The sequence below is a fragment of the Niallia sp. FSL W8-0635 genome, from assembly GCF_038007965.1.
In the GTDB taxonomy this organism is placed as follows: domain Bacteria; phylum Bacillota; class Bacilli; order Bacillales; family Cytobacillaceae; genus Niallia.
The window spans coordinates 2,844,489-2,871,445 of record NZ_JBBOYD010000001.1 but is presented as its reverse complement, the minus strand read 5'-3'; the positions used below and the strand labels follow the sequence as shown (position 1 = coordinate 2,871,445).

31 protein-coding genes and 1 pseudogene are annotated in these 26,957 nt (G+C 34.0%); 24 read left to right on the top strand and 8 right to left on the bottom strand.

The window, feature by feature from the left end; all coding sequences use genetic code 11:
- The first annotated feature begins 37 nt into the window (after window positions 1-37).
- Entirely contained in the window at window positions 38-799 is a 762-nt protein-coding gene (locus NYE52_RS13875; protein ID WP_341193611.1) for a GNAT family N-acetyltransferase, read from the top strand.
- 192 nt (window positions 800-991) lie between these two features.
- Here the strand turns inward: NYE52_RS13875 and NYE52_RS13870 are convergent, their stop codons facing one another.
- A complete protein-coding gene (locus NYE52_RS13870) occupies window positions 992-1,789 on the bottom strand; it encodes a DeoR/GlpR family DNA-binding transcription regulator (protein WP_341193610.1) in 798 nt (265 codons plus the stop codon).
- A gap of 427 nt (window positions 1,790-2,216) precedes the next feature.
- On the opposite strand from NYE52_RS13870, the gene NYE52_RS13865 reads away from it, so the two are divergent.
- The 19 genes and pseudogenes from NYE52_RS13865 to NYE52_RS13775 all read left to right on the top strand — a co-directional run bounded on the left by NYE52_RS13865 (window position 2,217) and on the right by NYE52_RS13775 (window position 18,625).
- Entirely contained in the window at window positions 2,217-3,338 is a 1,122-nt protein-coding gene (locus NYE52_RS13865) for an MDR/zinc-dependent alcohol dehydrogenase-like family protein (protein ID WP_341193609.1), read from the top strand.
- Window positions 3,339-3,422: 84 nt separating this feature from the next.
- On the top strand, window positions 3,423-4,703 hold the full coding sequence (locus NYE52_RS13860) for an MFS transporter (protein ID WP_341193608.1): 1,281 nt from the start codon (window positions 3,423-3,425) through the stop codon (window positions 4,701-4,703).
- A gap of 194 nt (window positions 4,704-4,897) precedes the next feature.
- Window positions 4,898-5,380 carry an RpiB/LacA/LacB family sugar-phosphate isomerase gene (locus NYE52_RS13855; RefSeq protein ID WP_341193607.1) on the top strand — a complete coding sequence of 161 codons (483 nt, stop codon included), beginning with the start codon at window positions 4,898-4,900 and terminating at the stop codon, window positions 5,378-5,380.
- Window positions 5,361-6,365 carry a dihydroxyacetone kinase subunit DhaK gene (locus NYE52_RS13850; protein ID WP_341193606.1) on the top strand — a complete coding sequence of 335 codons (1,005 nt, stop codon included), beginning with the start codon at window positions 5,361-5,363 and terminating at the stop codon, window positions 6,363-6,365. Before NYE52_RS13855 ends, NYE52_RS13850 begins: the two co-directional genes overlap by 20 nt.
- A 12-nt stretch (window positions 6,366-6,377) precedes the next feature.
- Window positions 6,378-7,028 carry a dihydroxyacetone kinase subunit DhaL gene (dhaL, locus tag NYE52_RS13845; RefSeq protein WP_341193605.1) on the top strand — a complete coding sequence of 217 codons (651 nt, stop codon included), beginning with the start codon at window positions 6,378-6,380 and terminating at the stop codon, window positions 7,026-7,028.
- A gap of 131 nt (window positions 7,029-7,159) precedes the next feature.
- Entirely contained in the window at window positions 7,160-8,140 is a 981-nt protein-coding gene (glpX, locus tag NYE52_RS13840) for a class II fructose-bisphosphatase (protein ID WP_341193604.1), read from the top strand.
- A gap of 119 nt (window positions 8,141-8,259) precedes the next feature.
- Complete coding sequence (tkt, locus tag NYE52_RS13835; protein ID WP_341193603.1) at window positions 8,260-10,260, top strand: transketolase; 2,001 nt, start codon at window positions 8,260-8,262, stop codon at window positions 10,258-10,260.
- Between the two features lie 39 nt (window positions 10,261-10,299).
- A pseudogene (locus NYE52_RS13830) lies at window positions 10,300-11,064 on the top strand (SDR family oxidoreductase).
- 116 nt (window positions 11,065-11,180) lie between these two features.
- Complete coding sequence (gene fsa, locus NYE52_RS13825) at window positions 11,181-11,837, top strand: fructose-6-phosphate aldolase (protein ID WP_341193602.1); 657 nt, start codon at window positions 11,181-11,183, stop codon at window positions 11,835-11,837.
- A gap of 349 nt (window positions 11,838-12,186) precedes the next feature.
- Window positions 12,187-12,714 carry an RNA polymerase sigma factor gene (locus tag NYE52_RS13820; protein WP_341193601.1) on the top strand — a complete coding sequence of 176 codons (528 nt, stop codon included), beginning with the start codon at window positions 12,187-12,189 and terminating at the stop codon, window positions 12,712-12,714.
- Window positions 12,698-13,405 carry a hypothetical protein gene (locus tag NYE52_RS13815; RefSeq protein WP_341193600.1) on the top strand — a complete coding sequence of 236 codons (708 nt, stop codon included), beginning with the start codon at window positions 12,698-12,700 and terminating at the stop codon, window positions 13,403-13,405. Before NYE52_RS13820 ends, NYE52_RS13815 begins: the two co-directional genes overlap by 17 nt.
- 112 nt (window positions 13,406-13,517) lie before the next feature.
- On the top strand, window positions 13,518-13,928 hold the full coding sequence (locus tag NYE52_RS13810; RefSeq protein ID WP_341193599.1) for an NUDIX hydrolase: 411 nt from the start codon (window positions 13,518-13,520) through the stop codon (window positions 13,926-13,928).
- Between the two features lie 197 nt (window positions 13,929-14,125).
- Window positions 14,126-14,527 (top strand): GNAT family N-acetyltransferase, encoded by a 402-nt coding sequence (locus NYE52_RS13805; RefSeq protein ID WP_341193598.1) that lies wholly within the window; start codon window positions 14,126-14,128, stop codon window positions 14,525-14,527.
- A gap of 41 nt (window positions 14,528-14,568) precedes the next feature.
- The gene (locus NYE52_RS13800) at window positions 14,569-14,955 is read left to right on the top strand and encodes a DUF2785 domain-containing protein (RefSeq protein ID WP_341193597.1); all 387 of its coding nucleotides are present in this window, start codon (window positions 14,569-14,571) and stop codon (window positions 14,953-14,955) included.
- Complete coding sequence (locus NYE52_RS13795; protein WP_341193596.1) at window positions 14,927-15,430, top strand: DUF2785 domain-containing protein; 504 nt, start codon at window positions 14,927-14,929, stop codon at window positions 15,428-15,430. Before NYE52_RS13800 ends, NYE52_RS13795 begins: the two co-directional genes overlap by 29 nt.
- 8 nt (window positions 15,431-15,438) lie before the next feature.
- On the top strand, window positions 15,439-15,969 hold the full coding sequence (locus NYE52_RS13790) for a DUF4269 domain-containing protein (protein WP_341195193.1): 531 nt from the start codon (window positions 15,439-15,441) through the stop codon (window positions 15,967-15,969).
- Between the two features lie 27 nt (window positions 15,970-15,996).
- The gene (locus NYE52_RS13785; protein ID WP_341193595.1) at window positions 15,997-16,713 is read left to right on the top strand and encodes an alpha/beta hydrolase family protein; all 717 of its coding nucleotides are present in this window, start codon (window positions 15,997-15,999) and stop codon (window positions 16,711-16,713) included.
- 14 nt (window positions 16,714-16,727) lie between these two features.
- Window positions 16,728-17,303, top strand: a complete 576-nt coding sequence (locus NYE52_RS13780; RefSeq protein ID WP_341193594.1) for a histidine phosphatase family protein — start codon at window positions 16,728-16,730, stop codon at window positions 17,301-17,303.
- A gap of 344 nt (window positions 17,304-17,647) precedes the next feature.
- A complete protein-coding gene (locus NYE52_RS13775) occupies window positions 17,648-18,625 on the top strand; it encodes an HD domain-containing protein (protein WP_341193593.1) in 978 nt (325 codons plus the stop codon).
- Window positions 18,626-18,671: 46 nt separating this feature from the next.
- Here the strand turns inward: NYE52_RS13775 and NYE52_RS13770 are convergent, their stop codons facing one another.
- Both NYE52_RS13770 and NYE52_RS13765 read right to left on the bottom strand, forming a co-directional pair.
- Window positions 18,672-19,043, bottom strand: a complete 372-nt coding sequence (locus tag NYE52_RS13770; protein ID WP_341193592.1) for a ClpX C4-type zinc finger protein — start codon at window positions 19,041-19,043, stop codon at window positions 18,672-18,674.
- A gap of 259 nt (window positions 19,044-19,302) precedes the next feature.
- The gene (locus tag NYE52_RS13765) at window positions 19,303-19,743 is read right to left on the bottom strand and encodes a GNAT family N-acetyltransferase (protein WP_341193591.1); all 441 of its coding nucleotides are present in this window, start codon (window positions 19,741-19,743) and stop codon (window positions 19,303-19,305) included.
- 109 nt (window positions 19,744-19,852) lie between these two features.
- Between NYE52_RS13765 and pdxR the strand changes: the two genes are divergently transcribed.
- A complete protein-coding gene (gene pdxR / locus NYE52_RS13760; protein ID WP_341193590.1) occupies window positions 19,853-21,259 on the top strand; it encodes a MocR-like pyridoxine biosynthesis transcription factor PdxR in 1,407 nt (468 codons plus the stop codon).
- A gap of 96 nt (window positions 21,260-21,355) precedes the next feature.
- On the opposite strand, the gene NYE52_RS13755 is transcribed toward pdxR, so the two are convergent.
- The 4 genes from NYE52_RS13755 to mciZ all read right to left on the bottom strand — a co-directional run bounded on the left by NYE52_RS13755 (window position 21,356) and on the right by mciZ (window position 23,662).
- Window positions 21,356-21,913, bottom strand: a complete 558-nt coding sequence (locus NYE52_RS13755; RefSeq protein WP_341193589.1) for a cysteine hydrolase family protein — start codon at window positions 21,911-21,913, stop codon at window positions 21,356-21,358.
- Between the two features lie 143 nt (window positions 21,914-22,056).
- Complete coding sequence (locus NYE52_RS13750; RefSeq protein ID WP_341193588.1) at window positions 22,057-22,293, bottom strand: DUF3977 family protein; 237 nt, start codon at window positions 22,291-22,293, stop codon at window positions 22,057-22,059.
- A 236-nt stretch (window positions 22,294-22,529) separates the two neighbouring features.
- The gene (locus NYE52_RS13745; protein WP_341193587.1) at window positions 22,530-23,441 is read right to left on the bottom strand and encodes an aldo/keto reductase; all 912 of its coding nucleotides are present in this window, start codon (window positions 23,439-23,441) and stop codon (window positions 22,530-22,532) included.
- Window positions 23,442-23,512: 71 nt separating this feature from the next.
- On the bottom strand, window positions 23,513-23,662 hold the full coding sequence (mciZ, locus tag NYE52_RS13740) for a Z-ring formation inhibitor MciZ (RefSeq protein ID WP_445669114.1): 150 nt from the start codon (window positions 23,660-23,662) through the stop codon (window positions 23,513-23,515).
- A gap of 79 nt (window positions 23,663-23,741) precedes the next feature.
- Here mciZ and NYE52_RS13735 point away from each other — a divergent pair, with 79 nt between their 5' ends.
- Together NYE52_RS13735 and NYE52_RS13730 are read left to right on the top strand one after the other, a co-directional pair.
- Window positions 23,742-24,290, top strand: a complete 549-nt coding sequence (locus tag NYE52_RS13735; protein WP_341193585.1) for an NUDIX domain-containing protein — start codon at window positions 23,742-23,744, stop codon at window positions 24,288-24,290.
- Between the two features lie 2 nt (window positions 24,291-24,292).
- The gene (locus NYE52_RS13730) at window positions 24,293-25,459 is read left to right on the top strand and encodes an endonuclease Q family protein (protein WP_341193584.1); all 1,167 of its coding nucleotides are present in this window, start codon (window positions 24,293-24,295) and stop codon (window positions 25,457-25,459) included.
- A 45-nt stretch (window positions 25,460-25,504) separates the two neighbouring features.
- On the opposite strand, the gene NYE52_RS13725 is transcribed toward NYE52_RS13730, so the two are convergent.
- Window positions 25,505-26,062: a GNAT family N-acetyltransferase gene (locus NYE52_RS13725; protein ID WP_341193583.1), complete on the bottom strand. Its 558-nt coding sequence runs from the start codon at window positions 26,060-26,062 to the stop codon at window positions 25,505-25,507.
- A 152-nt stretch (window positions 26,063-26,214) separates the two neighbouring features.
- On the opposite strand from NYE52_RS13725, the gene spoIIM reads away from it, so the two are divergent.
- A complete protein-coding gene (spoIIM, locus tag NYE52_RS13720) occupies window positions 26,215-26,883 on the top strand; it encodes a stage II sporulation protein M (protein WP_341193582.1) in 669 nt (222 codons plus the stop codon).
- Window positions 26,884-26,957 lie beyond the last annotated feature (74 nt).

Below are 26,957 nucleotides of genomic sequence, written 5' to 3'. Positions count from 1 at the left end.
ATTAAAACAAATTGGAATAATAGGAAGGAGAAAACAGTTGGATAAAATAGAGTTTATCGAATTATCAACAGAAAATATCGATGAAAAGGGCTGTTATTGTTTAAGAAGCAAACCGAAGTCTACAGGTTATCAAGGGAAAAAAGGTTGGTTAATAGACCAATTTGGACAAGGATTAAAATATATTCAACTGTTAGAGCATGAAAAGCTGGCTGGTTTTATTGAATATACGCCAATAGAATATTCCTCAAGAGTAATATATGGGGAAAATTACTACGTCATCCATTGCCTATGGGTTAATATAACTGGGAAAGGATATGCCACTCAACTAATTAAAAAGGTTATTCAAGATGCTAAAGATCATAAGAAGAATGGTGTTATTGTTATAACAAATCCAACAACCTCTTGGACACCAAGCAAAGAAGTTTTTATAAAAAACGACTTTGTTGAAGTAGAGCATGCACCATATGGATTTGAGTTATTAGTCTATAAAATGGATGATGTGCCAAATCCGTATTTTCCTAATGATTGGCAAGAACGGCTAACTCGTTATAACGACCAATTAACCATTCTTCGAACAGCACAATGCCCTTATATAGATATAGCAATTGATAATGTAATAGAAGCTGCAACAAAGCTAGATATAAAGGCAGAAATCCAACATCTACAAACACGAGAAGAATTATTAAAGCTTTCTCCTACTCCATATGGCGTTTATGGAGTGGTTTATAGGAATCAATTGATCTCTTATCATCGACTTACGGTTCATTCTGCGATGAAACGATTGAGGGAATTAATATAAATTTATTTGCATTTATTTACTCGATATATACTGTAATAAAGTGTGCTGTTAGATAAAACTAAATAGTCCTATATTCTGTAGAAAAAGTTGAATGTAACTTTATATAGCGGTTGTAGTATGAAAAAAGTACCTCATAATAAAATTTATGGGGTACTTTTTAGTTTGGAACATTTTTGTTTAGATAGAATATTACTATTGTCTATTATTTGTTTCTGCAAGAATAACATCAATTTTATGTTTTTGTGCTTTTTCTTTAAAACCCATTGAGGCATGATAATTAGTAATAATCATATCAATTTCTTCGGTTTTTGCAAAAGTTGCAATAGAATTTTTATTAATTTTTGTATGATCTAATAATGCAATAACTTTATTAGAAGCTTCTACCATTGCTTTTTTTAATTCAACTTCGTATACACTAAAATCTGTGAGTCCAGCTTCAAAAGAGAATCCGTTTGCAGAAGCAAACATAATATCAATATTAATGTTGTTTAAAATATTGATTCCTAAACTGCCTTCGAGAGAAAAGGAGCCTTTTTTTACAATGCCACCAAGTAGAATCACAGTAATGCTTGGATGGTCACGTAGTTCAAGAGCAGTATTGATTCCACTTGTAACGACGGTTAATCGATAAGGCAAGTCATTTAGCAACCGCGCAAGCTCAAGTGCAGTTGAACTAGAATCAAACATAAGGCATTGACCGTCTGAAATAAGTTCACTAGCTTTTTTTGCGATACTTAATTTTTCTTTTTTGTTTTTACCTTCTCGTGTGAAAAAGCTAAATTCTTTATCTGTATCAGAATTAGCTAAAATTGCTCCCCCATGTGTTCGTTTTAATAATCCCTCTTCTTCCATCTTTGTAAGGTCAGTTCGAAGAGTTGCTTCTGACACGCTGATCTCTTTAGAAAGGTCTTTAATTATGATTCTTTGATCTTCTTGTAATTTTTTCAAAATGATTTGTCTTCGTTCTGACGCGAATTTTTTTTCTTTCAATTACATCACCTATATTCCTATATGTATTAGATCTATATTAATACGCAAAATGTTTGGATACTTTAAAAACTATTAATACTATTACATCATTAATTTAAAAAAATGTAAATGCATTAGCTTGCAAACGAAAGTAAACGAAAATAATTAAAAAAAATCAAAAGAAAAAATTGACTAAACGATAACAAAGGGAATATAATGAAAATGTGAAAAACATAATGTTAGTTTATCAACGGTAGAAAATGTTTTCAAGACTATTCTATAAGGAGTGGTGAGTAGCAGGATGCATAAATTATGCAAAAATGAAAGCGTTGTCTAATTTTATCAAGTTAAAGTTAATTTTAATTAGTAAGTATTTAAAGTAGTAGATACTAGTTTAAAAAAAGTAATTTTAATAGTAAATACAAAAAAACGAAAAGGAGTTAAAAAAATGAATACAAACACTGTTATCAATGAAGGACATCAAGAAGTTGTGATTCCAAAAACAATGAAGGCTATTGTGGCATATGAACCTGGTGATTATCGTTTAGAAGAGGTAGCTGTTCCAGAGATTACTGATGAAGAAATATTAATTAAAGTAGAAGCTTGTGGAATTTGTGCTGGAGATGCAAAAGCATATGATGGAGCACCAAGTTTCTGGGGAGATGAAAAGCAACCTGCTTACATAAAAGCGCCAATGATACCTGGCCATGAATTTATTGGGAATATTGTAGCGGTAGGAAATAAAGTAGAAGGATACAAAGTTGGAGATAGAGTTATCTCAGAACAAATTGTTCCTTGCTGGGATTGTCGTTTTTGTAAGCGTGGTCAATATTGGATGTGTGAAAAACATGATTTATATGGCTTTCAAAATAATGTAAATGGTGGTATGGCAGAATATATGAAATTTACAAAAGAAGCTATTAACTATCATGTTCCAGAAGAATTGCCAATTGAAAAAGCTATTTTAATAGAACCATATGCTTGTTCCTTCCATGCAGTTCAACGTGCAAAAATTCAACTTGGTGATATCGTTGTTCTGGCTGGAGCGGGAACGTTAGGACTTGGTATGATTGGGGCGATTAAAAAATCGGGTCCAGGAAAGTTGATTGTATTAGATTTATTCGACGATCGTCTAGAACTTGCAAAAAAATTTGGTGCAGACCTTGTTTTGAATCCACTAAGAGATGATGTAACTAAAATTATTAAAGAGATGACAGATGGGTATGGTTGCGATATTTATATTGAAGCAACTGGAGCACAAAAATCTGTAGAACAAGGGCTAACATTAATTCGTAAATTAGGTACATTTGTTGAATTTAGTGTTTTTAAGGATCCGGTAACAGTTGATTGGAGTATTATTAGCGATAGAAAAGAACTAGATGTATTAGGCTCCCATTTAGGACCATACTGCTATCCTTTAGTTATTGAAGGTATTATGAATGGAGATTTACCGACAGAAGGGGTTGTCACACACAAACTTCCACTAGAAGATTTTGAAAAGGGCTTTAAATTAGTGAAAGATGGTAAGGAATCATTAAAGGTTATTCTAATTCCAAATTATCAAGCATAATAAGAAAGTTTTTATAGCAGTTATTTATGGTGAATCCATAATAACTGCTTTTGTTAAAAATACAACTAAAGTGGGTGGGAAAGTATGAATTTATTGTTATCCAAGTTAGGCATGGATAAGAAAATGGCTTTGGGGTATATAGGTGTATTAGTTTTTATGATGGGAGATGGGCTTGAACAGGGCTGGTTATCCTCTTATTTAACAGATAACGGGCTTTCTATTCAACAATCTGCTCTGCTTTTCAGTATTTATGGTTTTGCTGTTGCAATTGCAGCGTGGCTTTCAGGAGTTTTAGCAGAAATTCTGGGACCGAGAAAGGCGATGGCATTAGGATTTACTCTATTTATTATTGGTACACTTGTATTTTTAATTATTGGAATCCCAACAATGAATTTAGCGGTCATGATTCCAACCTATTCCCTTAGAGGGCTTGGCTATCCACTATTCTCCTATTCGTTTCTTGTTTGGTTAACCTATTATGCTCCTAGTGAAAAGCTAGGAACAGCAGTCGGATGGTTTTGGGTTTCTTTTGCAGGTGGTTTAAATGTTTTAGGTGCTTATTATTCTAGCTTTGCTCTTCCTATTTTAGGAGAAATAAAAACATTATGGAGTGCGTTAATATTTGTAGTAATTGGAGCTGTTTTAGCAATTTTTATTAATAAAGACAGTAATAGTGAAAAATCTAATGCAAAATTTAAAACGAAAGCCGAAGCGTTCAAATATATCGCCAAAGGAATTACCATTGCATTTGAAAAACCAAAAGTAGGGTTAGGGGGAATTGTTCGCACAATTAATACAGCAGGTGCTTATGGATTTGTCGTATTTTTACCTGCTTATATGATCGAAATTGGTTTTACAAGAACAGAATGGTTACAAATTTATGGAGCTCTTTGGTCTAGTAATGTAATTTTTAACCTTATTTGGGGTATTGTAGGAGATAAGTTAGGCTGGAGAAATACAGTTATGTGGTTTGGTGGAGTTGGCTGTGCAATTTTTACAGCGTTATTATACTATGTTCCACATATAATGGGTGCAAACTATTTTGCGACAACTTTGGTAGGGATATGTTTTGGTGCTTGTCTGGCTGCGTATGTTCCTTTATCTGCATTAATTCCTTCTTTAGCACCAGAAAGCCGTGGGGCAGCAATGTCTATTTTAAATCTTGGAGCTGGTTTAAGTACATTTGTAGGTCCAGCTTTAGTAGGTCTATTTATTGCAAGCGTTGGTACAGTAGGAATTATTTGGATATATACTGGATTATATTTATTTAGTGCATTTTTGATGTTGTTTGTTAATTTACCAAAACAAAAGGTTCAGGGAATAGAAGAGGAAAATGTCAACCTAAATACTAGTACTGTGCGATAAACAAGGGTTAATAGCGAGAATATTTAATAAGTATCTCGCTATTTTTGTGTAATAAAAACTAAATAAACGAAAATAAATGAAAATAAACGAAAAAAATAATTGACAATTTCGATTAAAAATGAAAGAATATAAACTATAAAGGAATTGGAATTAAGTAGAAAAAAAGTATTTATAAAGGGAGATGACATGTTAAAATGAGAATTGGAATAGGTTCTGATCATAATGCTTTTGATTTGAAAGAAAGTATTAAAAATTACGTAATAGAATTAGGGCATGAGGTTGTAGATTATGGTTGTGATGATAATTGCAGTGAAGTAGATTATCCTGTAGTAGCGTTTGAAGTAGGAAATGGAATTATAGTAAATAATATTGATAGAGGAATTTTGATTTGTGGAACAGGCATTGGAGTGGCAATTGCAGCTGGAAAGATTCCAGGGATAAGAGCGGCCTTATGCCATGATGTTTATTCTGCGGAACGTGCTCAAAAGAGTAATAATGCTCAAATCTTAACGATGGGTGCACAAATTATCGGTGTAGAAGCTGCCAAAAAGGTTGTCGTGGCATATTTAGAGTCAGAATTTACTGGTGGTAACTCTGGAAGAAAAGTTCAGCAAATTATTGATAAAGAACAGGAATATTTGAAAGGGGTAGCAGTAAATGAAGAAACTTATCAATAATCCAACAAATGTAGTAGATGAAATGATTGAAGGATATGTCAACGCTTATCCCCAATATGTTAAACAATTAGCAGAAAATAAACGTTCTCTTATTACCGCAAAAGAATCTCGTGACAATAAGGTAGGGATATTAATTGGAGGAGGTTCAGGGCATGAACCTGCATTTATGGGCTATGTAGGAGAAGGGATGGCAGATGGAGTCGCAGTTGGTAATATATTTGCTTCTCCTCCACCAGATCCAATTCTTGAAGCAACAAAAGTGATTGATAAAGGTGCTGGTGTTGTATATATATATGGCAATTATGCTGGAGATGTAATGAATTTTGGAATGGCAGCTGAATTAGCAGATTTAGAATGTAGTATCGAAGTTGGATCTGTCCTAGTAACAGATGATGTTGCTTCAGCCCCAAAAAATGAAATAGAAAAACGCCGTGGAATTGCAGGAGAGTTTTTTGTAACAAAAGTTGCAGGTGCAGCTGCTGAGAATGGATATTCTTTGACAGAAGTTGTTCGAGTAGCTCAAAAAGCAAACGATTACACTCGTACAATGGGTGTTGGATTAACACCATGTTCTCTTCCTCAAACAGGGAAGCCAAGTTTTGAGCTAGCAGAAACGGAGATGGAAATTGGTCTTGGCCATCATGGAGAACCAGGAGTAGAAAAAGGAGAGTTAGCCCAAGCTGACCATGTAGCAGAACGCCTTGTACAAGATATTTTAGTAGATATGCCGTTAGATCAAGGGGAAGAAGTTGCTGTTCTTGTAAACGGTTTAGGTTCAACTACTCGAATGGAACTTTATATTATGTTTCGTAAAGTAAAGCAAATTTTAAGTGGAAAAGGTATTATCATTCATCGTTCGTATGTCGGTGATTACAGTACTTCACTAGAAATGGGCGGCTGCTCCGTTACATTAATTAAATTAGATGATGAGTTAAAAAAACTAGTAGATCAACCAGCTGATTGTGCAATGTTTGTTCAAAGATAAGGAGGAGGAAAAATGAAATTTTCTGCAGAGGATTATAAAAGGTTTTTAAAAAATGTTGTTACGATGATTGAAGAACAAAAAGCTTATTTATCAGAGCTTGATAGAAAACTAGGAGATGGAGATCATGGGGTTACCATGTCCATTGGATGGCAAGCAATTGATGAAAAATTAGAAACTGATTTAAAGGAAGAAGCAGATTGCGGGAAAATTGCAGTGCTGGCAGGTAAAACATTTCTAAGTGCAGTTGGTAGCTCTGTTGGGCCATTATACGCAACTGGTTTTTTGAGAGGCTCTAAAGTGTTTCAAAATAAAACTGAATTGTCTGATGAAGATTTAGCTAATTTTTGGATTGCATTTATTGAAGGGGTAAAGGATAGAGGGAAAGCAGAAGTTGGTGATAAAACAATGATAGATACGCTGCAACCAACACTTGAAACTTTGCAAATCGAATTTGCTCAAACAAATGACTTCAGTACTTCATTTAAAAAAGCGGTTGAAGCAGGAGAAAATGGAATGTTATCAACAAAAGATCTTTTATCAAAACGTGGAAGATCAAGTAGATTAGGAGAACGTTCGTTAGGTTTCCAAGATCCAGGTGCGACATCGGCATATCTAATCCTTGTGACCTTTTTAACAACCGTACAAAGTACACAAACGGTTTAAAAAATTCATGGAGGAAAGTGTGAATATACTTTCCTCTTCATTTAGAGGATTGGATAATGAGGCATGTTAAATGATACATTTTAATGTATGAATATTCATTGTTTTGAATAAAAAAAGGTGGAGGAGATATAATGAAGTCTTCCAATATTGCTTTCAGAAAAGATGATGTACAAAGTCTTGCAATCGATTTTTTAGCAATTTCTCAGAAAGCTGCAATTGCATCTTTTCCGTGGATTGGAAAAGGTAATAAGAATTTAGCAGATGGTGCTGGAACAGAATCATTGCGAAAAGAAATGAATAAAGTGGATATGCAAGCGGTAATTGTCATTGGTGAAGGAGAAATGGATGAAGCACCAATGTTATATATTGGTGAGGAGCTTGGTACTGGAAAGGGACCGAGTCTTGATATTGCAGTCGATCCAGTGGAAGGTACTACATTATTGTCAAAAGGACAAGATAATTCATTATGTGTCATTGCAGCATCTGCAAGGGGAAGTCTTTTACATGCGCCAGATATGTATATGGAAAAAATTGCAGTTGGTCCTAAGGCAAAGGGTTGTATAAATATTGAATGGTCTTTAATGGATAATATAAAAGCAGTAGCACAAGCGCAAAATAAGGAAATGAAAGATATTACCGTTATGATTCAAGATCGTCCTCGCCACCATCATTTAATTGAGCAAGTTTTTTCGTTAGGAGCAAGTGTTAGACTATTCTCTGATGTAGATATCACAGCAGCTATCGCAACTGCTATTGACGAAAGTGATGTGGATTTATTTGTCGGAACGGGAGGAGCGCCAGAAGGTGTTATTTCTGCAACTGCGTTAAAATGTTTAGGCGGAGATTTTCAAGGAAAATTAATCCCAAAAGATCAAGAAGAATATGATCGCTGTGTAAAAATGGGAATTACAAACCCGAATAAAGTCTTGAAATTGAACGATATAATTCGTTCTGAAGATTGCTTTTTCGTGGCTACAGGCATTACGAATGGGATGCTTTTACAAGGGGTACGCAGTATGGATGATAAATCGAGATTAACACATTCTTTCGTTACTATAGGAGGAGATAGCGAAAACTATCAATTTATAGAAGCAAAACATTCCTTAAAATAATTTTTAAAACATGAATTTTAATAGAAAAATAGAAAATATCTACAGTTATTATAGATATATTTTCAATAACAGAGCGTTTCTGTATTTATAAATGATATTAAAATAAGGAGCCCATAATAATGATTAATCAAAAAGTGGATATTGATACATTAACGATTAATACGATTCGGACGTTAGCAATCGATGTAATTGAAAAAGCTGGTTCGGGACATCCTGGAATGCCAATGGGTGCAGCACCTATGGCATATGTATTGTGGTCAAAAATAATGAATTATAATCCTAACAATCCTAATTGGTTTAATCGTGATCGGTTTGTACTTTCAGCAGGACATGGTTCCATGCTTCTTTATAGTTTATTACATTTAACTGGATATGATCTTTCTAAAGAAGAGCTTCTCCAATTTCGTCAGTGGGGAAGTAAAACACCTGGACATCCAGAATTTGGTCATACACCTGGTGTCGATGCGACAACTGGTCCACTTGGCCAAGGTATAGCTATGAGTGTTGGCATGGCTATGGCAGAAAGACATCTTGCTGCAACCTATAATCGGGAAGAATTAAATGTAGTAGATCATTACGTCTATAGTATTTGTGGGGATGGAGACCTAATGGAAGGCGTTTCAGGAGAAGCAGCTTCTTTAGCCGGCCATTTAAAATTAGGAAAATTAATAGTTTTATATGATTCGAATGATATTTCATTAGATGGAGATCTATCAATGTCTTTTACGGAAAGTGTAGAGAGTCGTTTCAAAGCATATGGATGGGAGTATTATCGCATTGAGAATGGAAATGATATCGAAACTATCCAACAAGTGCTTGAAAAAGCAAAAGAAAATAAAGACCAACCAACACTAATTGAGATTAAAACAATAATCGGATACGGTTCTCCAAATAAAGGAGGAAAATCAGACTCACATGGTTCTCCTTTAGGAATAGACGAAATCCAATTAGTAAAACAATCATATGACTGGTCATATGATCAACCATACTATATACCGAATGAGGTTTCGGAATATTTCGAAAAACTAAAAAATCTATCTGCTGAAAAAGAGGCGATGTGGAATCATTTATTTAAGAAATATAGAGAAATATATCCAAATCTCGCAGAACAATTAAGTGGAGCGATTAAGGATGAGTTACCGGAAAATTGGGATAAGGATATTCCGAAATATTCGATAGGTGAACATTCGCTTGCAACAAGAACTTCGAGTGGAGAAGTTCTTCAAGCACTTGCAAAGAATTTTCCATCCCTATTTGGAGGTTCAGCGGATCTTGCCTCATCCAATAAGACACTTATTAAAAATGGGGGCGATTTTTTACCAGATAACTATAAAGGCAGAAATATTTGGTTTGGAGTACGAGAATTTGCAATGGGGGCTATTTTAAACGGATTGGCATTACATGGTGGAATAAAAGCTTTTGGTGCAACCTTCTTTGTATTCTCTGATTATTTGCGCCCAGCAATCCGTCTTTCTGCGTTAATGAAGTTACCAGTAATCTATATCTTTACACATGATAGTATTGCAGTAGGAGAAGACGGACCAACTCATGAGCCTATTGAGCAGCTGGCATCCCTTAGAGCAATGCCAGGTTTGTCCACTATTCGTCCAGCAGATGGTAATGAAACAGCTGCTGCATGGAAATTAGCGGTAGAGAGCAAGGATGTACCAACAGCTCTCATTCTAACTAGACAAAATTTGCCAACATTAGTAAAAAGTGATCATGCATATGTTGGAGTAAATAAGGGGGCCTACGTAATTTCAAAAAGAGATAAAGCAGTCGGTTTACTATTAGCATCGGGTTCAGAGGTCGCATTAGCAATTGAAGCACAAAGGTTGCTCGAAGAAGAAAATATTATTGTATCTGTTGTTAGCATGCCATCATGGGATTTATTTGAAAAGCAATCAAATTCTTATAAAGAAACTATCATTCCGAACAATATTACAGCTCGATTAGCATTAGAAATGGGATCATCACAGGGGTGGCATCGCTATATTGGAAATGATGGAAAGGTAATTGGAATAGATAAATTTGGTACCTCCGCACCAGGAGAAAGAATAATAGAGGAATATGGATTCACACCTGAGAATGTGGTGACAGAATTTAAAAAATTATTATAACAATTTATTGATAGCTACAAAGGAGAGGAAGGCTACTAAATGGGATATAATGGATTCGATAAAAATTTCAATCTAACAAATAAGGTAGCAGTCGTTACAGGTGGATCTAGTGGAATAGGAAAAGCCACAGCAGAGTTATTCATAGAAAAGGGAGCATATGTAGCTATATTAGATATAAAGGATAATGTAATAGAAGTAGCTAAAGCTATTCATCCTGATCGAGTATTTGGTATAAAAACAGATATTACAAAAAAGGAAAATATCGAAGGAGCAATAAGTAAAATAAAGGATAAATTTAAAAAAATTGATATTCTCTTTAATTCAGCAGGAGTTGCTTAACTTGATAAGGCAGAAGAGCTATCAGAAGAATATTGGGATAAGACAATGGAATTAAATTTAAAAGCATCTTTCTTGCTTGCTCAAACTGTTGGTAAAGAAATGATTGTTGATGGTGGAGGCAAAATAATAAATATGGCCTCTCAGGCTGCAGTCATTGCATTAGATAAGCATGTAGCATACTGTGCAAGTAAAGCTGCTATTGTATCGATGACAAAGGTCTTAGCAATTGAGTGGGCCAAATATCAAATAAAAATAAATGCTATTTCTCCAACCGTTATATTAACGGAACTTGGTGAAAAAGCATGGGCAGGGAAAGCCGGAGAAGAAATGAAACAGCTTATTCCAGCAGGACGATTTGGTTATCCTGAAGAAGTAGCAGCATGTGCTGTCTTTTTAGCTAGTGATGCTGCCAATATGATTACTGGTGAAAACTTAGTTATAGATGGAGGATATTCTATTAAATAAGTTTATATGTTTATAAATCTATTTTAATAAATTTAAGGATAATTCAATTATCGTTTCATTTAGAAAAGTTGAAATAGATATTTAAGAGTAAAAAAATAGTAATGGAGGGTTTCGTTATGAAGTTTTTTATCGATACTGCAAATCTTGACGATATTAAAAAAGCGTATAAATTTGGGATATTGTCAGGTGTAACAACAAATCCATCTTTAGTAGCCAAAGAAGGAGTTAAATTTGAAGATAGAATTGAAGAAATAGCTCAAGTTGTTACTGAGGTGGAATCTGTTTCTGCTGAGGTACCACCAGATGCACTAACAGCAGAAGAGATGATTCAAGCGGCAGAAGACTTAATCAAAATTAATGGTGGAGATGAAAAGATTACTATTAAGCTTCCCATGTCATTAGCAGGCTTAGAAGCTACTCGTTATTTATCTCAAAAAGGTATTAAAACAAATGTAACCCTCATTTTCACAGTGAATCAGGCATTATTAGCTGCTCGAGCTGGTGCAACCTATGTTTCCCCATTCTTAGGTCGTTTGGATGACATATCAGAAGATGGGGTATTATTAGTAGAAAAAATTGCAAAATTGTTTCAAATTCATAATTTAGATGCACAAATTATTGCAGCTTCTGTTCGTCACCCAGATCATGTTACTCGTGTCGCATTAGCAGGTGCGCATATAGCTACCATTCCTTATAGTTTGATTGAAAAGTTAATTCAGCATCCATTAACAGATCAAGGAATGGAAAAATTTGCTTCGGATTGGAAAAAATAATTATTAAGTTTACAGAAGGATATTCCAAAAGAAAAATAAGCACTTAACATTGATGTATTGATAATGAACTGGAAAAATAAAAAGACTGAGGTAATACTTAAGCTAATAGTTAGTTTTGCTTAATTAAGACTATAAACAAAGCCGAATAAGGTCTTTGTTTATAGTCTTTTTATTTATGGGGAATTATGTATATATAGAGTTTTGTTCGTTTGTTCTTTTACATTCTTAAGAGAACTTTAAATAAGGAATCCCAATTTTATTTACTATAATAAAATTATCTTTTAAAAAAGTAAAACTTTTAAAGCTTTCATCCGTCTATACATAGAACTTTTTAAAGGGAGGGGAAAAGTTGGAGAATGAGAAAGATAAAATCATCTTAGAATGGTATGAAAAGTTCGGGGATGCTATTTTCAAATATATCCTAATAATGATTCAAGATTATCAGCAGGCAGAAGATTTAACAAACGAGACTTTTTTTAAAGCATTTCTTCATTTGGATACCTTTAAAGGACAATCAAGTGAAAAAACATGGCTTTACCGAATTGCTCATAATCTTACCGTTGATATGATTAGAAAAAAGAAGCCGTTAATACTTTTAAAAGAAGCCTTTTTACTAAAAAAAGATGATTGTCCATTGCCAGAAGAGATTTTACAAATGAAGGAGCAATCGCTTAATCTTTATCATGCATTAAGTTCATTAAAAAAATCTTATCGAGAGGTCATTTTACTCAGGAAACTGAAGGAATTTTCTATAGAAGAAACGGCAGAGATTTTAGGATGGTCAGAAGGCAAGGTGAAATCTACTTTATTTCGGGCAATTCGTGCATTGGAGAAAGAATTAAAAAAGGAGGGGGAGTTAAATGGGAAAGTCATTTAAAGAACAGCTTGATTTTGATTTAAAAATTTTAGAAACAGATATCATTTGGGATAAGAAAAGAAAAGAAGCTACACGCTTAAAGCTAGAAGAGAGGATGATAGCTCATAATAAGAGACGAAATAGACTTCAACCATTTCCTTACGTCGCAATTTTCGTAGCATCGACTATTCTCTTTTTATTAATTCGTATGGAATTTCCATTATTACATACATTTCAGGGTATAAACGCACTGAATGAAAAAACAGCTGATCTAGAAGAATTGGTCATTATTACAGCGGAAGAACAAAAGAGAGTCGAAAATAAAAACACCGTATTTCTTTCAGAGGAAGCAGGAATTCCCTATTCTCTATATACACTTAAGTTATCTTCATTAAAGATAACTGGTGAACCGAAAATAAGTGCGACGAAGGTAAAGGATTCCATTCTAGTAAATGCAGATTATCCATTATCAGGCGGAAGCTATCTATCCATATATACGGAAAAAAAACAAAAAGGTATACAAGGTAATGGTAGAAATAGCATTGTAAAAAAGGAACTGGAAATGACCATTAATAATCATTTAGCAGTACTTATCCATGAGAAAAAAGATCTAAAATTAATCATAACAACAAATAACTATCAATATACGATTACAGGGGTTAATAATGAGCACGATTTAATAAGCATTGCAGAAATGATAGAATTTTACTGAGTTTGTGTTAGTACACTAGAAAAATAGATGAGAATTTAGCTTTTATAGATATTTAATTCCATTTTAAGTATATAATTGAAGCGATATAATTAAAAAGTGGGGACAAAATTTTATGCGAAATAGAGGATTAGTAGTTATTATTGAAAATAATAAGCTATGTCTTATAAAAAGAATTAGAAATAATTCTGTCTATTATGTATTTCCTGGTGGTGGCATCGAGCCAGAAGAAACTCCTAGGCAAGCAGCTAAACGGGAAGCATTCGAAGAATTAGGCGTAACCGTCAAAATAAACGAATGCCTTGCAGAAATAGAATATAACGGAATCCAGTATTTTTTCTTAGCGGATATTATTAACGGCATGATTGGAACAGGTCAAGGAGAAGAATTTACGGAAAGAACTCGAGATCGAGGAACATATTTGCCAATCTGGCTAGATAGAAATGATTTATCGGCTATCGATGTAAAACCACTAGTAGTAGCTGAAAAAGTGAAAGAATTTTTTGATAGAAAAATCTCTTCCTAGAAAAAATGGCCTTTGTTATAGAAGATCATTTTTAACTTTGTTGTGTATTTTGATTTTTCTGAAAAGTGAATCTCTTCCTAATAATTAATGTTAAAATTTGTGAAGGTGCTGAGGAGGGAAATTCAGCTATGTTATTTAAAAGTTTAGGAGAGAAGATTTATTATGTGAACAAATATAGCAGCACGTAGGAGAGTGACATGATAATAGAAGTGTTGACATCTATAGAGAAACCAATAAAGGCAAACGAAGTGATAGAACTTTATAAGGATACAGGATGGTGGAATGAAAGAACGGAGCAAGATATGGAAAAAATGTTATCCCAAACATTAGCAGTAGGTGCATGGGAAAATAATAAGCTCATAGGCTTTGCCAGAGCAATAACAGATGGAGTTTTTAGGGCATATATTGAGGATGTAGTGATTCATAGCTCTTTTAATAGAAACGGAATCGGAACTATGCTTATTGCTAAATTGATAGAGGAATTATCCAATATTGATGTTATTAGTTTATTTTGTGAGGAAGACTTAATTGCCTTTTACAACAAGAATGAGTTTAAAAAAAGTAAATCACAGTTTGTGATGCATAAAGTAAATAGATGAAAAGGGATTGTTACTTCCCTTGTTATGATAGGAGTGAGAAATTGAATCTAATAGAAAATATAATTCCCATGAAGGAAAAAGAGTTGAAGAACTTTTTAGGAGATAGAAAATCTGAAGAAATAGAATGGGATGAAAAAACAAAACAGACAGTCGTAAAATCTATGCTTATACATATTGGTTCACCAGATAGCGAGCTAAGAGATAACTTGATTTATCACACCTTTTGTCAATTAATCATGGAAAACAAACTAGAAAAGCATTTTTTATGTGAAGTGTTAGAAACCTGTTTAAGTAATCAATTCTTGTTTAAAGGAATTGGTGAAAAGGATACGGATTCTGTTTTCACTCGTTCTTTTACATCATTACTAATTGCACTTATTCTTTATCAAGATAATCGCAATGATTTTTTTAACAGAAGCCAAGGTTAATGAAATTAAAGATAAATTGATCAACTATGTAAACCTTGAAAAAGATGTAAGAGGATATGTGAAAGATAAAGGCTGGGCTCATAGTATGGCGCATGTAGCGGATGCTTTCGATGAACTTGTCAAAAGTGAAAAAATAAATCAAAGTACATACCCGGCAATAATGCAGGCGATTTGGCAAAAAATCTATCAAACGGAAAGTGTATATATTCATGATGAAGATGAACGAATGATTGTTCCTCTTATACAAATGATAGATAACGGTTTGGAGCAGGAAGTGTTAGAAGGCTTAATAATAAATATGAAAAATGATTTACATCAGTATAAAAATCAAATAGAAGAAGAAAATTATTGGTTTTTGGTGGCAAACTGTAAGAATTTCCTGAAAAGTTTGTTGGTAAATATGATAAGTAATCCTAAGTTATCTTCTATGCAGTTAGTCGTGAGCAAAACTTTAAATGAGATGTATGAAATATGAAATTTTCAATGTTTGAAAAACTAGATTATTTACGAGAAGGAAATGCTATGCAGCAACAAGCATATTCAGCATTAAAGAAATTAAAAATAGATGAAATTTTACATCCTTATAAACCAATTCTTTGTGGCACCATTCCAATTGGAGTGAATATAGATGGGTCTGATTTAGATATCATAATGGAAGTCTACGAATTTGAACATTTTAAACAGATTGTAACCGAGCATTTTGGTGAAATGGAGCATTTTCGCCTGAAAAGATTAATGATTAGAGAAGTGGATGTAATGAAAGCAAATTTCTATTTTGATGGCTTCGAATTCGAATTGTTCGGTCAACCAATCCCAGTTAAACAGCAATTTGCTTATCTCCATATGATCATTGAACACGAAATTTTAAGGATAAACCCAACTATAAATGAGGAAATCCTTTCATTAAAGAAACAGGGCTATAAAACAGAACCAGCTTTCTGTAAGGTACTAGGGCTAAAAGGTGATCCTTATCATTCGCTGATCCAATATGGGAAAGTGAAGAGATTTATTTAAGTGTGGGTGGAAAAGGAAGGTACGACAGTGGAGAGAATAGTAATCGGTGAATATAAGTTTTATCAGTCTACTAATAATATCCAAAATAAAGACAAAATCGTGATCCTATATCATGGTTGGGGTGGAACAGCGAAAGGATACATAGAGTTGGCCGAAGAGATTGCTCAAGAAGGATTTGGTGTATTAATCCCTGACATCCTTAATCATGATGAAAGATACCCTTTGGAAAATCACTTTGATTCCAACGTTACCCGAAATTACTTTTGGAATACCGTTTTCCATACCATTAATGAATTTAATGAGTTTTTAAGAGTAATAGGCGTAAAGAAAAACAGTACCATATTAGTAGGCAATTCTATGGGGGGATTTATAGCAAATGGCATTTTTGCGAAAGAGCCTGAAATAAGTGGATTAGCAAATATAAATGGATCGGGTTCATTTGTGCTTACAGAAAAAATATTTCGAATACGGGATGGTAGAGATGAGATTTCTCAAGCAGAAGAAAGTAGATTAAAGAAATATGATCCAATCGACAAAATGATTAGTCTATCTCCTGTTCTTCTCATGCATGGGGATAGTGATACGATTATTCCAATCGAGGGGCAAAAAAACTATTATAAGTATATTACCAAAGAGGAAAAACGAACCAATGTGGAAATGAAAATCTTTGAAAAAGTAAATCATGAATTTACACCGAAGATGATTGAGAAACTAATCACTTGGTTAAAGGAAATCAAAAATTAAAATGAGGGGATGGAATGGAATTAATCTTCATACGGCATGGAGAGGGAGAACACACGCTTAATCTTCCAGCTAGTCTACATAAAAGAAATCCTTCTCTCACAATAAATGGAATGGACCAAGCAAAGAAACTTAAAGACCGTTTTCCTTTAAGCACTCAAGATATTGTGTTCATTAGTCCATTAGTAAGAACTATGCAAACAGCTATTCTGTGGGCTGATGGCGTCGATTGCAGAAAAATAGTAACTCCTTATGTTTCTCCAAGAATGTTCCCTCTCTTATCAAATAAGCAGACATTGCCTTGCGATGTAATGATGGAAATGGAGAATATATTACATGCATTTCCTTCCTTTGAACTAGATGACAATCCACCCGTATCCTTATGGAAGGAAGGATTTAACACTGCTACAGAAAGGGATTTTACAAGATACGCTGAAGAATTTTTAGCAAATTGTAGTCGATTAAAAAAAGAGAAAATCTATATTGTCTCACATGACGGCACAATAACTTCCTATCGCCAGTTAATAACGGGTAGACAATTAAGTAGAGAGGATTTTCCGAAAGAGACAGGGTGGTTTCGGATAAATTGTTGATATAGGATGGGTGATGACTACTATGTTTAATGGAGATATTATCAGGCCCATTTGAATTAATGGCCAATATTGTAAAGAGTATTTGGGTATTATTTCTTGCTGTAGCATTTTGGGAACAGGAATATGTCATTATGGCAACTGTGTTTGGAATATTTAGCCTTCTTTTTATTTATTTTTTTCTGCTGTTATTGAAAGCTAGTCTAATAAAACCAAATATATTTTTAAAAACGATACATGCGAATACATATTTTTTTAATTTGGAAATGTTTTTCCTTTTTTTAAGCCTAATGCTATTTATAACATTTGCTAATTAAAGAGGTGGAGATTCAGGAGGGGAGTACAATATGCTAGTATCCGATAAACTGTACGGAGATTTCAAGATAGACAAAGTTTTAGAAGAATTAATAAAAAGCAAGCCAATTCAACGACTAAAGGGCATCCATCAAGGAGGAGCAAGTTATTTAGTAAATACAGACTGGAACGTTACTCGATATGAGCACTCGATTGGCGTTATGCTATTAATCCGAAAGCTTGGTGGTTCCATTGAAGAGCAAATCGCAGGACTGTTGCATGATGTTTCCCATACAGCATTTTCCCATGTTGTTGACTTTGTTTTAGATAAACAGCATGAGAATTATCATGAAGCAATTTTTCATTCTGTTATTAAGGATTCCAAAATTCCTTCAATCTTAGAAAAATATCAGTATGATTATGAGGAATTGCTAATGGATGATACCAAATGGACTATTTTAGAACAGCCTGCACCAGAATTATGTGCAGATCGCGTTGATTATACATTACGAGATATGTATACCTATAATAAAATTCCTTTAAAGGAAGTACATGAATTTTTAGAAAATGTTGTAATTGTGGAAGGGAAAATGTGTTTACAAAACGTTGATTCGTCAGAATGGTTTGTTGAAACCTACTATAAAGAGGTCATCGATTTTTTTATGCATCCATTAAATATTTATGGATATGATCAGTTAACGAAAATTTTAAAAGTAGCAATAGCCAGTAACATTATAAAATTTTCTGATTTTCTAGGGGAGGATAAGGAGCTAATTAATAAAATAATTACATCAAATAATGTTGAAATCCAGAAGCTATGGAGTAAGCTCCATTCGTCTGTGAAAGCAGTAGTGGATGAAGAGGATTTTGATATCCATCTAAAGAATAAGGTTCGACTTATTGACCCATCTATTTTCTTCCAAAATAAATTAATAAGTGCTTCAAGCTTTTCTGAAAGTATACAAGAGATGAATAAGAAAGCTTTTCAAAAAGCGAAGAAAGGAGCATATGTAAAAGTAATAGAAGATTAAGGTGATATTAGTAACTCCAAAAAAGGGACAATTGCTTTAATCGTCCCTATGAATGACTTTTAATCACTTCTGCACCAAATTCTAAGCATGAGCTGCAAATAGACACATTTGGTCCAACTGCTAATGGACCAACTTCCTCTCTTGATTTTCTGCAAAAGGAACAAGTTTCAGTGTATTCTATGATTGATCCCTTGATTGAAGTGGTAGAGGGGAGAGCACTATATAATTCATCGATTACTTTTAACTCTATGCTATCTACTTCTCCATTTATTCTCATTCGCTCTGTTGTATAGGCGATCGCCATTCCTTCATAAAAGCGCTGTTTTTCGGCAGAATCACTATTTTTAGCATTTTCTTCACAAACAGAAATTAGCTTATCTAACTCCGAAATCAAACTTTGTATAGAATCTTTTGACATGAATAAACACCTCCTGTTTTCATGTATATTTACCATACTCGTTTATAGAATCCTAGATATGTATATTTCTTTATAAATGAAGGGAATTCCTTTAGAAAAATAAAATTATGGAATGGAAAAGTTCACTAGATCCATCCTTTTAATCTACAAAGAATAGAAGATATTTATGAAAAAAAGAGTAGTTCTTTACGCGTATTTAAAAAGTAAGGGGAAAAGAGACGTTTCCATTAAAACGAAGGAATGTCTCTTTTACTTTTTATTAAATTTTTTTCAAATAAACATAGCTTACTTTATCATATTCCATTTTCTCTTCATAAAATCGATGGGCATCAACTCGCTGTAAGCCAGAAGATAATGACACAAGAGGATAGTCATTTTCAATAGCCCACTGATGGACATAGTCCAATAAAGCTTTGCCGTGACCTTTGGAACGATGGTGGCTATCTGTTATTAATTCACACACCCAAACAAATTTACCATTGTATAAAGTGATCATAGGCATAAATCCACAAAGTGCTACGATTTCTTTCTGATTATAAAGTGCAATCAAGCGATAACCTTCTTTTTGAACGGATTCTGAAACTAGTTCAAGATATGCATTCATATCTAATTTCGTTCGTAATTGTTTCATTACAGGAAATGCTGTTTCCCATTCTTCTTCTGTCTTTAATTTCTTAATGGTTAATTGATTGTTTATCATGTTCATTCCTCCAATCTTATCTATAATGTAATGGGAGTCTGGTATAATCTAAAGTATCAGATTTGGCCTTTTTAATGGTGTCAGTTTAATATAGGGGGAGGAGTGTTTAGTGCTAGAGTTAACACCGGTTTTGCATAAGGATAGTAGTACGCCGCTTTATATTCAATTAGCGGACTTTATTAAGCAAGAGATTAGGAAGAATCATATTTTGCCTAATGAAAAATTACCTTCCAAAAGAAAGTTAGCGACACATTTACAAATTAGTTTAAATACCGTCCAAGCAGCCTATGATCAACTTTGTGCAGAAGGATATGTGGAAAGCATTCCCCGTAAAGGATTATATGTGCTAACAATTGATGAAGAATTTAAGAATCAGCAACAAACAAAAGCTATTCATATCGTAAAGAAAACAAATAAACAAGAAGAGGTGAAAATCGACTTTAACTCAGGGCAAGTCGATAGTAAATATTTTCCCTATAACATATGGAGGAAGCTCTCCATGCAGTCGATATATGAAGATCAAAATTTCTGGTTTTCGAATGGAGATCCACAAGGTGAGTTTAACTTAAGAGAACAGATTGCCAAGCATTTATATGCTACAAGAGGGGTAAATTGTCATCCTGATCAAATAATTATTGGTGCCGGAACACAAGTGTTAATAGGCTTAATTGGTTTATTACTAGGAAGGGATAAAGTATACGGGCTTGAAAATCCGGGCTATTACCGAATTAGAGTAGTGTTACAAGATATGGGGAAAGAAACACTACCTATTCCAGTTGATGAAAATGGCATGGATGTTTCTCAGCTAAGTAAAAGTAAAGCAAATGTAGCGTATGTAACTCCATCTCATCAATTTCCATATGGGATGATTATGCCAATTACTCGAAGATTGGAATTAATTAAATGGGCAGAAAAAAATAGTGCTTTTATTATAGAAGACGATTATGATGGCGAATACCGCTATAAAGGAAAGCCGATTCCTGCACTTCAAGGATTGGCCAACAATAGTCAAATTATTTATTTAGGCACCTTCTCTAAATCATTAATTCCGTCCCTGCGAATAAGCTATGGTGTTCTTCCTAATACATTATATAGTACATATCAAAAACAGTTCACTGTCTATAAACAGACTGTCTCTCGAATGCATCAAGATACATTGTACCGCTTTATAAAAGATGGGCATTGGAACAGTCATCTAAATAAAATGAGAACATTATACCGAAAAAAACGGCAAGTATTGCTCCAAGCGATTCACGAACATTTAGGAAGAAATGTAGAAGTGATTGGAGAAAATGCTGGACTTCATATTGTTTTAGAAGTGAAAAGTGATTGGAACGAATGGAGATTAATAGAAAAGGCATTAGATTTTGGAGTGAAAGTTTACCCTGTATCCACTTATTATTTTCAAAATGAATATTTAGGGAATCCAAAAGTGATTCTTGGATATGGTGGATTGACGGAAACGGAGATAGAAACAGGGATAGAATTGTTAAAGAGGGCTTGGGAGTTAGAGTGAAAATCAAGGAATTACAAAAAAATTACAATGACAAAAGCCATTTATAGCATCGCTTTTATCATTGTAATTATTTTTTATTTTTTTTCTACAAAAAACTTATCGGTAACTATCATGCGTTGGCGTAAATAAATCTTCCACTGCTTCGCGCACGATGGAAAAATGATCGACATTATAATGACCATGTAATATTTTATTATGATGTTGAATAATTTTTTCAGCGGAAAGAACAGGTGAATCCGTTGTTGAATGCCCATCTCCCACTAACGTTACATCCATTTGATTTACTGTTGCTGTCCGTACTGCAGTATCAATACAATAGGGTGTTTCGCAACCCATAATGACAAGATGTTGAATTTCTTTTGACTGTAAATACTCTAATAATCCTGTCCCATAGAATGCATTAGTAGCATATTTATCAAAGATTTTTGCTTCACTAGGAACATTCAAGTCGGAGTGAATGTCAAATCCAGGTCCTTCGCCTCCAGCCACATCTTTATCCCTTACAAAAATAATTTCTACCTCTGATTTAATAGCCTTTTTAATGACAAGATTGATAGTTTTTAATAAATCTTGTTTGTTATATATCTCCTTTGTTTGCTCGGTTCCATTTACAAGATCTTGTTGAACGTCAATAATTAATAATGCTTGATTCAATAGAAAAACCCCTTTATAAAAGTAATGGTAGGTACATTAAGTCATGGTTTAATTACTATTTATAATATTCGATATTATGAGGGATTTTCCTTTTTTGGAATACTAGAGTAAAAGATTAGAAGAGAAATACACCTAAAGAAAGACTACAAGCTTTTTATCCCCAATATTAATTTTATGGCATTTCGTTCTTTTTTTCGTTTTTTAAATCCTTCTTTTGAGTCGATAATAAACACTGTTTTCCTAATCCAGACTCTTGTATAGAGGGAATGAAATTTAATTGGCCTCTTTATTCCTTTTTCTTCAAACTCTGTCCCATCCTGTAATTCTGTTTCTGTGCGAATAATCCATTTGTTGCCAATACCAAATTCTATGTATTTCAAAGAGATTCCTCGTTTCTATTATTCTTGTAAAATAAAGGAGATTATTTGGACGCGTATACTATTTATCTAAAAAGAATAGGTGGAATTCTTGTTTATAAGCAAACTGAAAACCACATATCAAAAAAACGCAAGAAAAAGTGGCTTTCATCCAAAAAACGAAAACCACTTTTCTATAATAAATAGAAAAATTTCCTGAATCATTCAAGAACCAAGCTTAAAAGTAAATATACATCCTATTAACGATGTGCCTTATAAACCGATGCTTTCGAAATTTCTTTAATAAAAGCTAATTCCTCTGCTGTTAAAGGTGCACTATTAACAGCTTTAGCGTTAGCTCGAAGCTGTTCTGCTGAGCTTGCTCCTGCAATGATGCTTGCGACAGCGGGCTGGGCTAAGTTATATTGCACTGCGGCTTCAGTTAGTGTTCGATAATCTAAGAATTTCTGTTCTAGTGTTTTCAGCACTTCTTTCAGTTCTTCACCAGAATAATCTAAATAGCCTTTTTCAGTTAGCTTATCACGGTACTTAGGGCTTAAAAGACCTTTCGCAACAGGTCCTCTGGTAACAACACTAATATTGTTTTCAGCAAGCAATGGCAGTGTTTCCTCTTCTGGACGTCTGTCTAAAATACTATATTGCATCATAACAGAAGCGATAGAAGAACGTTTTACATATTCGCGGATGACATTGGGGCGAATGGACGAAATGCCGTAATAAAGAATTACGCCTTCTTCCTTTAGTTCTTCAAATGCCTCAATCGTTTCCTCGATTGGATCTTCCATCATCCCTCCGTGTAACTGATATAAATCAATATAATCTGTATCTAGTCGTTTTAGGCTGTGTTTAACTTGTTCCTTAATATAGGCCTTACTTGCATCCCAAGACCAGCCATCTTTTCCATCTTCCCACTTATTTCCTACCTTTGTTGCAATAATGACATCTTCGCGGTTATTTTTGAAAAAACGTCCTAGTAATTGCTCATTTTTACCTTGATCATATAAATCAGCTGTATCAAAGTAATTTATTCCTTCTTCTAATGCTGCTTCTAAAATCGGAAAAGCAGTCTTTTCTTCGGTTCCAAGGCTCATACATCCAAGACCTAGTTTTGATACATATAAGTTAGAACTACCTAATTGTGACTTTTGCAAAATCGAACACCTCTTTACCTATGATATCTTTTATTGTACGAAAAATGGTATTTATTCACAAAGAAATAGGCTTATTTTTTTGGAGGATTCGAATTTGCATTTATCCAATCCTTCACATAGGTGAATTCTTTTTGATACTTTTTTAGCATATAGCGGATTTCCCATCCTTTCCCTGTTAAAACAACCCCTTTTTCTCGTAAATATACCTTCAACGCCCCCACAATCCTTTCCTAAAAACCGAAATGAAGTATAATAATCTATATGTTAGAATCTTTGCTTAATAGAACAGGAGTGTGTCAAATGAGTTCATTGGAAGAAAAAACATTAAAAACAGAGCATATTTTTAGCGGGAGAATCATTCAAGTTCAAGTCGATGAGGTAGAGCTGCCGAATGGAAAAACATCGACGAGAGAATTAGTAAAGCATCCAGGTGCAGTAGCGGTGATTGCGATTACTGATGACAATAAACTAGTAATGGTAGAGCAATATCGAAAGCCTCTTGAAAAAGTCATTGTAGAAATCCCAGCAGGCAAATTAGAAAAGGGCGAAGAACCAGCTTTATGTGCTCGAAGAGAGTTAGAAGAAGAAACGGGATACGATTGTGAATCTCTAGAATTGGTTAGTTCATTTTATACTTCACCAGGATTTGCAGATGAAATTATCCATGTATATGTAGCTAAAGGATTAACCAAGAAAGAAAATGCTGCTGGACTTGATGAAGATGAGTTTGTGAATGTATTAGAAATCACGCTTGATGAGGCATTGGAATATATCAAGGAGCAACGTATTTTTGATGCTAAAACAATTTTTGGGGTACAATATTTACAAATTGCTAATCTAAAGGAGTAAAGATGAAGTCTTTTTATACGGATTTACATATTCATATTGGTAGAACCAAAAGTGGAAAACCGGTGAAAATTACAGCATCGAGAAATCTTACCTTAACCGCTATCATTGAATATGCTAGCAAGCAAAAAGGTCTTGATATGATCGGAATCATAGATTGTCATTCCCCTGAAGTTATTATGGAAATGGAAGAGTTAATAGAGCAGGGGAAGATGGTAGAACTGCCTAGCGGTGGTGTGAGAATGGAAGGGATAACGATTATTCTTGGATCAGAGCTCGAAATAAATGATTCTTTCTGTAAGGGGCCAATCCATGTATTATCCTATCTGCCAACCTTAGCTAAAATGAAGGAATTTTCCAATTGGATTTCAAACCATATGAAAAATGTAACCTTAAGCTCTCAACGTCTATATATAACTGGAAAAGAATTGCAGTATAAAGTAAAGGAATTACATGGACTTTTCATACCGGCACATATTTTTACACCATTTAAAAGTTTATATGGTAGCGGTGTTAATCGTTCTTATAAGGAAGTTTTAGATGAGAAAATGATTGATGGTATGGAACTGGGGTTGAGCTCTGATACGGAAATGGCTGATCAAATTTCAGAATTGCATGCCTTTCCTTTTATAACAAATTCAGATGCCCATTCTTTGGAAAAAATGGCCCGAGAATATCAAGTAATGGCGATGGAGGAAGCTTCTTTTGCGGAATTTGCAAAAGTTCTTCATCGGGTAGAAGGAAGAAGAATCATTGCTAATTATGGTTTAGATCCAAAACTAGGTAAATATCATAAAACGGTATGTATGAAATGCTATGCTCCTTTTTCAGAAAAGATTGGAATATGCAGTAAATGCGGAAGTCATAAATGGGTAAAAGGGGTAGCAGCAAGGATTACTGATTTAAAGGATGCTGCGTCTACACCTAATAGACCACCCTATATTCACCAAATACCGCTAGAATATATTCCTGGCTTAGGGAAAAAAACGCTGCAAAAATTACTTGATTACTTCTCGACTGAAATGCAAATAATCCATGAAGCCCCCTACGATAAGATAGTGGAAATCATTCCAAAGAAAGTGGCGGACTATATAGTAGCAGCCAGAACGGGAATGTTAAATTTGCAGGTTGGCGGTGGCGGTAAATACGGAAAAGTTAGGGTAGATAAGTAATATTACAAAAGAAATCCCACATTAACAATTGTGGGATTTTTTCCATTATGTCAAAGAATAAAGGCAGATATCTCTTAATTCCTCTGTATCAGCACTAAGTGTTTCATTTTTCAATAGACCATCTAGCGAAAAGCCGAGTTTTTCTGGTATAGATCGACTTTTTATGTTTGTGGAATCAACACGAATCTCTATACGATTAGCCTGAAGTGTTTTTTGCGCAAGTTTTATTAAAGCTTTGGTGCTTTCCGTAATATAGCCATTTCCTGTGTGGGCAGAATCGCACCAATACCCAATTTCAAACACGCGGACTTTCCAATCGATAGAGTGTAGACCAGTTGAACCTATAAATTCATTCGTATCTTTTAAATAAATATGTAATCGTAAATCTTCTCTTAAAATATATTTAGCATACGATTCTCGTACATCTGCTTCCACCTCTTCTAGTGTTTGCTCTTTATTTGCAAATACCAGCCAAGGCTTAAAGGCATCTCTAGAGCGCTGAATGCTTTCGTATACATCCTTCCCATCTCCAGGCATACATGGGCGCAATACTAATCTCTCTGTTTCAATTCTTTCTGGTAAATCTATTAATATCGGTTTCAATTCTCTCACCTCAAATTTAATCTATCATACCTAATGGTGAAATGACATAATTATCCGATGATTTTTTCTTTTTGATTAATAATAGATTTCTAGTCATATGCCTATCTTTCGTGCATAAACATAAATTAACAGACTTGGCGGGAGGAAGGGCAATGAAAAAGAAAAAATATCAAAATATCCTAGTGACTCATATACGTGATCATTCCTCAATTTATTTATTTATCATTGTATTATTTTTAATGGGGGTTATTTTTGGAGCGATTGTAGTAAATAGTTTGTCTCTCTCCCAAAAGGAAGATCTATACTACTATTTAACACAATTTTTCGGACAGGTATCGAATGGACAAGTAGCGGAAAGCAAAGATTTATTTTTTCAAAGCTTCTCGCATAATAGTAAATATATCGGCTTTATTTGGCTGTTAGGTATTTCAATCATAGGATTGCCTATTATTTTAATTCTCTTATTTATTAAGGGGATGGTTGTTGGCTTTACCGTTGGTTTCTTAGTTAACCAAATGGGCTGGCATGGCTTTTTACTATCATTTGTGTCGGTTTTGCCACAAAATCTAATTGTTATTCCAATTTTTATAATTTCTGCTACACTATCAGTAGCATTCTCTTTTAAAATGATTCGACAGCAATTTATGAAGAAAAAGGGCGAACCAATGCTTCCGCTGTTTGCTAGATATACGATTTTGCTAATGCTTGCATTTGTGATACTTGGGATTGCGGCGGCAGTTGAGGCATATATTTCACCAATATTAATGAAGGCAGTTATAAATATGGTACAATCTATTATTATCTTGGTTCCATTTATATAAAGGGGAGAATCGCTGATTTTCCTTTTTAAGGGGTAAAAAATCGGATAATACTCATTGTAATTTAAGAATTATTA

What these genes read in the sequence shown, in the direction of transcription:
- NYE52_RS13850 (WP_341193606.1), top strand. Translation starts at nt 5,361, where the DNA reads ATGAAGAAACTTATCAATAATCCAACAAATGTAGTAGATGAAATGATT.
- NYE52_RS13865 (WP_341193609.1), top strand. Translation starts at nt 2,217, where the DNA reads ATGAATACAAACACTGTTATCAATGAAGGACATCAAGAAGTTGTGATT.
- NYE52_RS13805 (WP_341193598.1), top strand. Translation starts at nt 14,126, where the DNA reads ATGATAATAGAAGTGTTGACATCTATAGAGAAACCAATAAAGGCAAAC.
- NYE52_RS13730 (WP_341193584.1), top strand. Translation starts at nt 24,293, where the DNA reads ATGAAGTCTTTTTATACGGATTTACATATTCATATTGGTAGAACCAAA.
- NYE52_RS13795 (WP_341193596.1), top strand. Translation starts at nt 14,927, where the DNA reads ATGATTTTTTTAACAGAAGCCAAGGTTAATGAAATTAAAGATAAATTG.
- NYE52_RS13770 (WP_341193592.1), bottom strand. Translation starts at nt 19,043, where the DNA reads ATGTCAAAAGATTCTATACAAAGTTTGATTTCGGAGTTAGATAAGCTA.
- NYE52_RS13765 (WP_341193591.1), bottom strand. Translation starts at nt 19,743, where the DNA reads ATGATAAACAATCAATTAACCATTAAGAAATTAAAGACAGAAGAAGAA.
- NYE52_RS13735 (WP_341193585.1), top strand. Translation starts at nt 23,742, where the DNA reads ATGAGTTCATTGGAAGAAAAAACATTAAAAACAGAGCATATTTTTAGC.
- NYE52_RS13815 (WP_341193600.1), top strand. Translation starts at nt 12,698, where the DNA reads ATGGGAAAGTCATTTAAAGAACAGCTTGATTTTGATTTAAAAATTTTA.
- NYE52_RS13775 (WP_341193593.1), top strand. Translation starts at nt 17,648, where the DNA reads ATGCTAGTATCCGATAAACTGTACGGAGATTTCAAGATAGACAAAGTT.
- dhaL (WP_341193605.1), top strand. Translation starts at nt 6,378, where the DNA reads ATGAAATTTTCTGCAGAGGATTATAAAAGGTTTTTAAAAAATGTTGTT.
- NYE52_RS13855 (WP_341193607.1), top strand. Translation starts at nt 4,898, where the DNA reads ATGAGAATTGGAATAGGTTCTGATCATAATGCTTTTGATTTGAAAGAA.
- NYE52_RS13780 (WP_341193594.1), top strand. Translation starts at nt 16,728, where the DNA reads ATGGAATTAATCTTCATACGGCATGGAGAGGGAGAACACACGCTTAAT.
- fsa (WP_341193602.1), top strand. Translation starts at nt 11,181, where the DNA reads ATGAAGTTTTTTATCGATACTGCAAATCTTGACGATATTAAAAAAGCG.
- NYE52_RS13860 (WP_341193608.1), top strand. Translation starts at nt 3,423, where the DNA reads ATGAATTTATTGTTATCCAAGTTAGGCATGGATAAGAAAATGGCTTTG.
- glpX (WP_341193604.1), top strand. Translation starts at nt 7,160, where the DNA reads ATGAAGTCTTCCAATATTGCTTTCAGAAAAGATGATGTACAAAGTCTT.
- NYE52_RS13810 (WP_341193599.1), top strand. Translation starts at nt 13,518, where the DNA reads ATGCGAAATAGAGGATTAGTAGTTATTATTGAAAATAATAAGCTATGT.
- NYE52_RS13790 (WP_341195193.1), top strand. Translation starts at nt 15,439, where the DNA reads ATGTTTGAAAAACTAGATTATTTACGAGAAGGAAATGCTATGCAGCAA.
- tkt (WP_341193603.1), top strand. Translation starts at nt 8,260, where the DNA reads ATGATTAATCAAAAAGTGGATATTGATACATTAACGATTAATACGATT.
- spoIIM (WP_341193582.1), top strand. Translation starts at nt 26,215, where the DNA reads ATGAAAAAGAAAAAATATCAAAATATCCTAGTGACTCATATACGTGAT.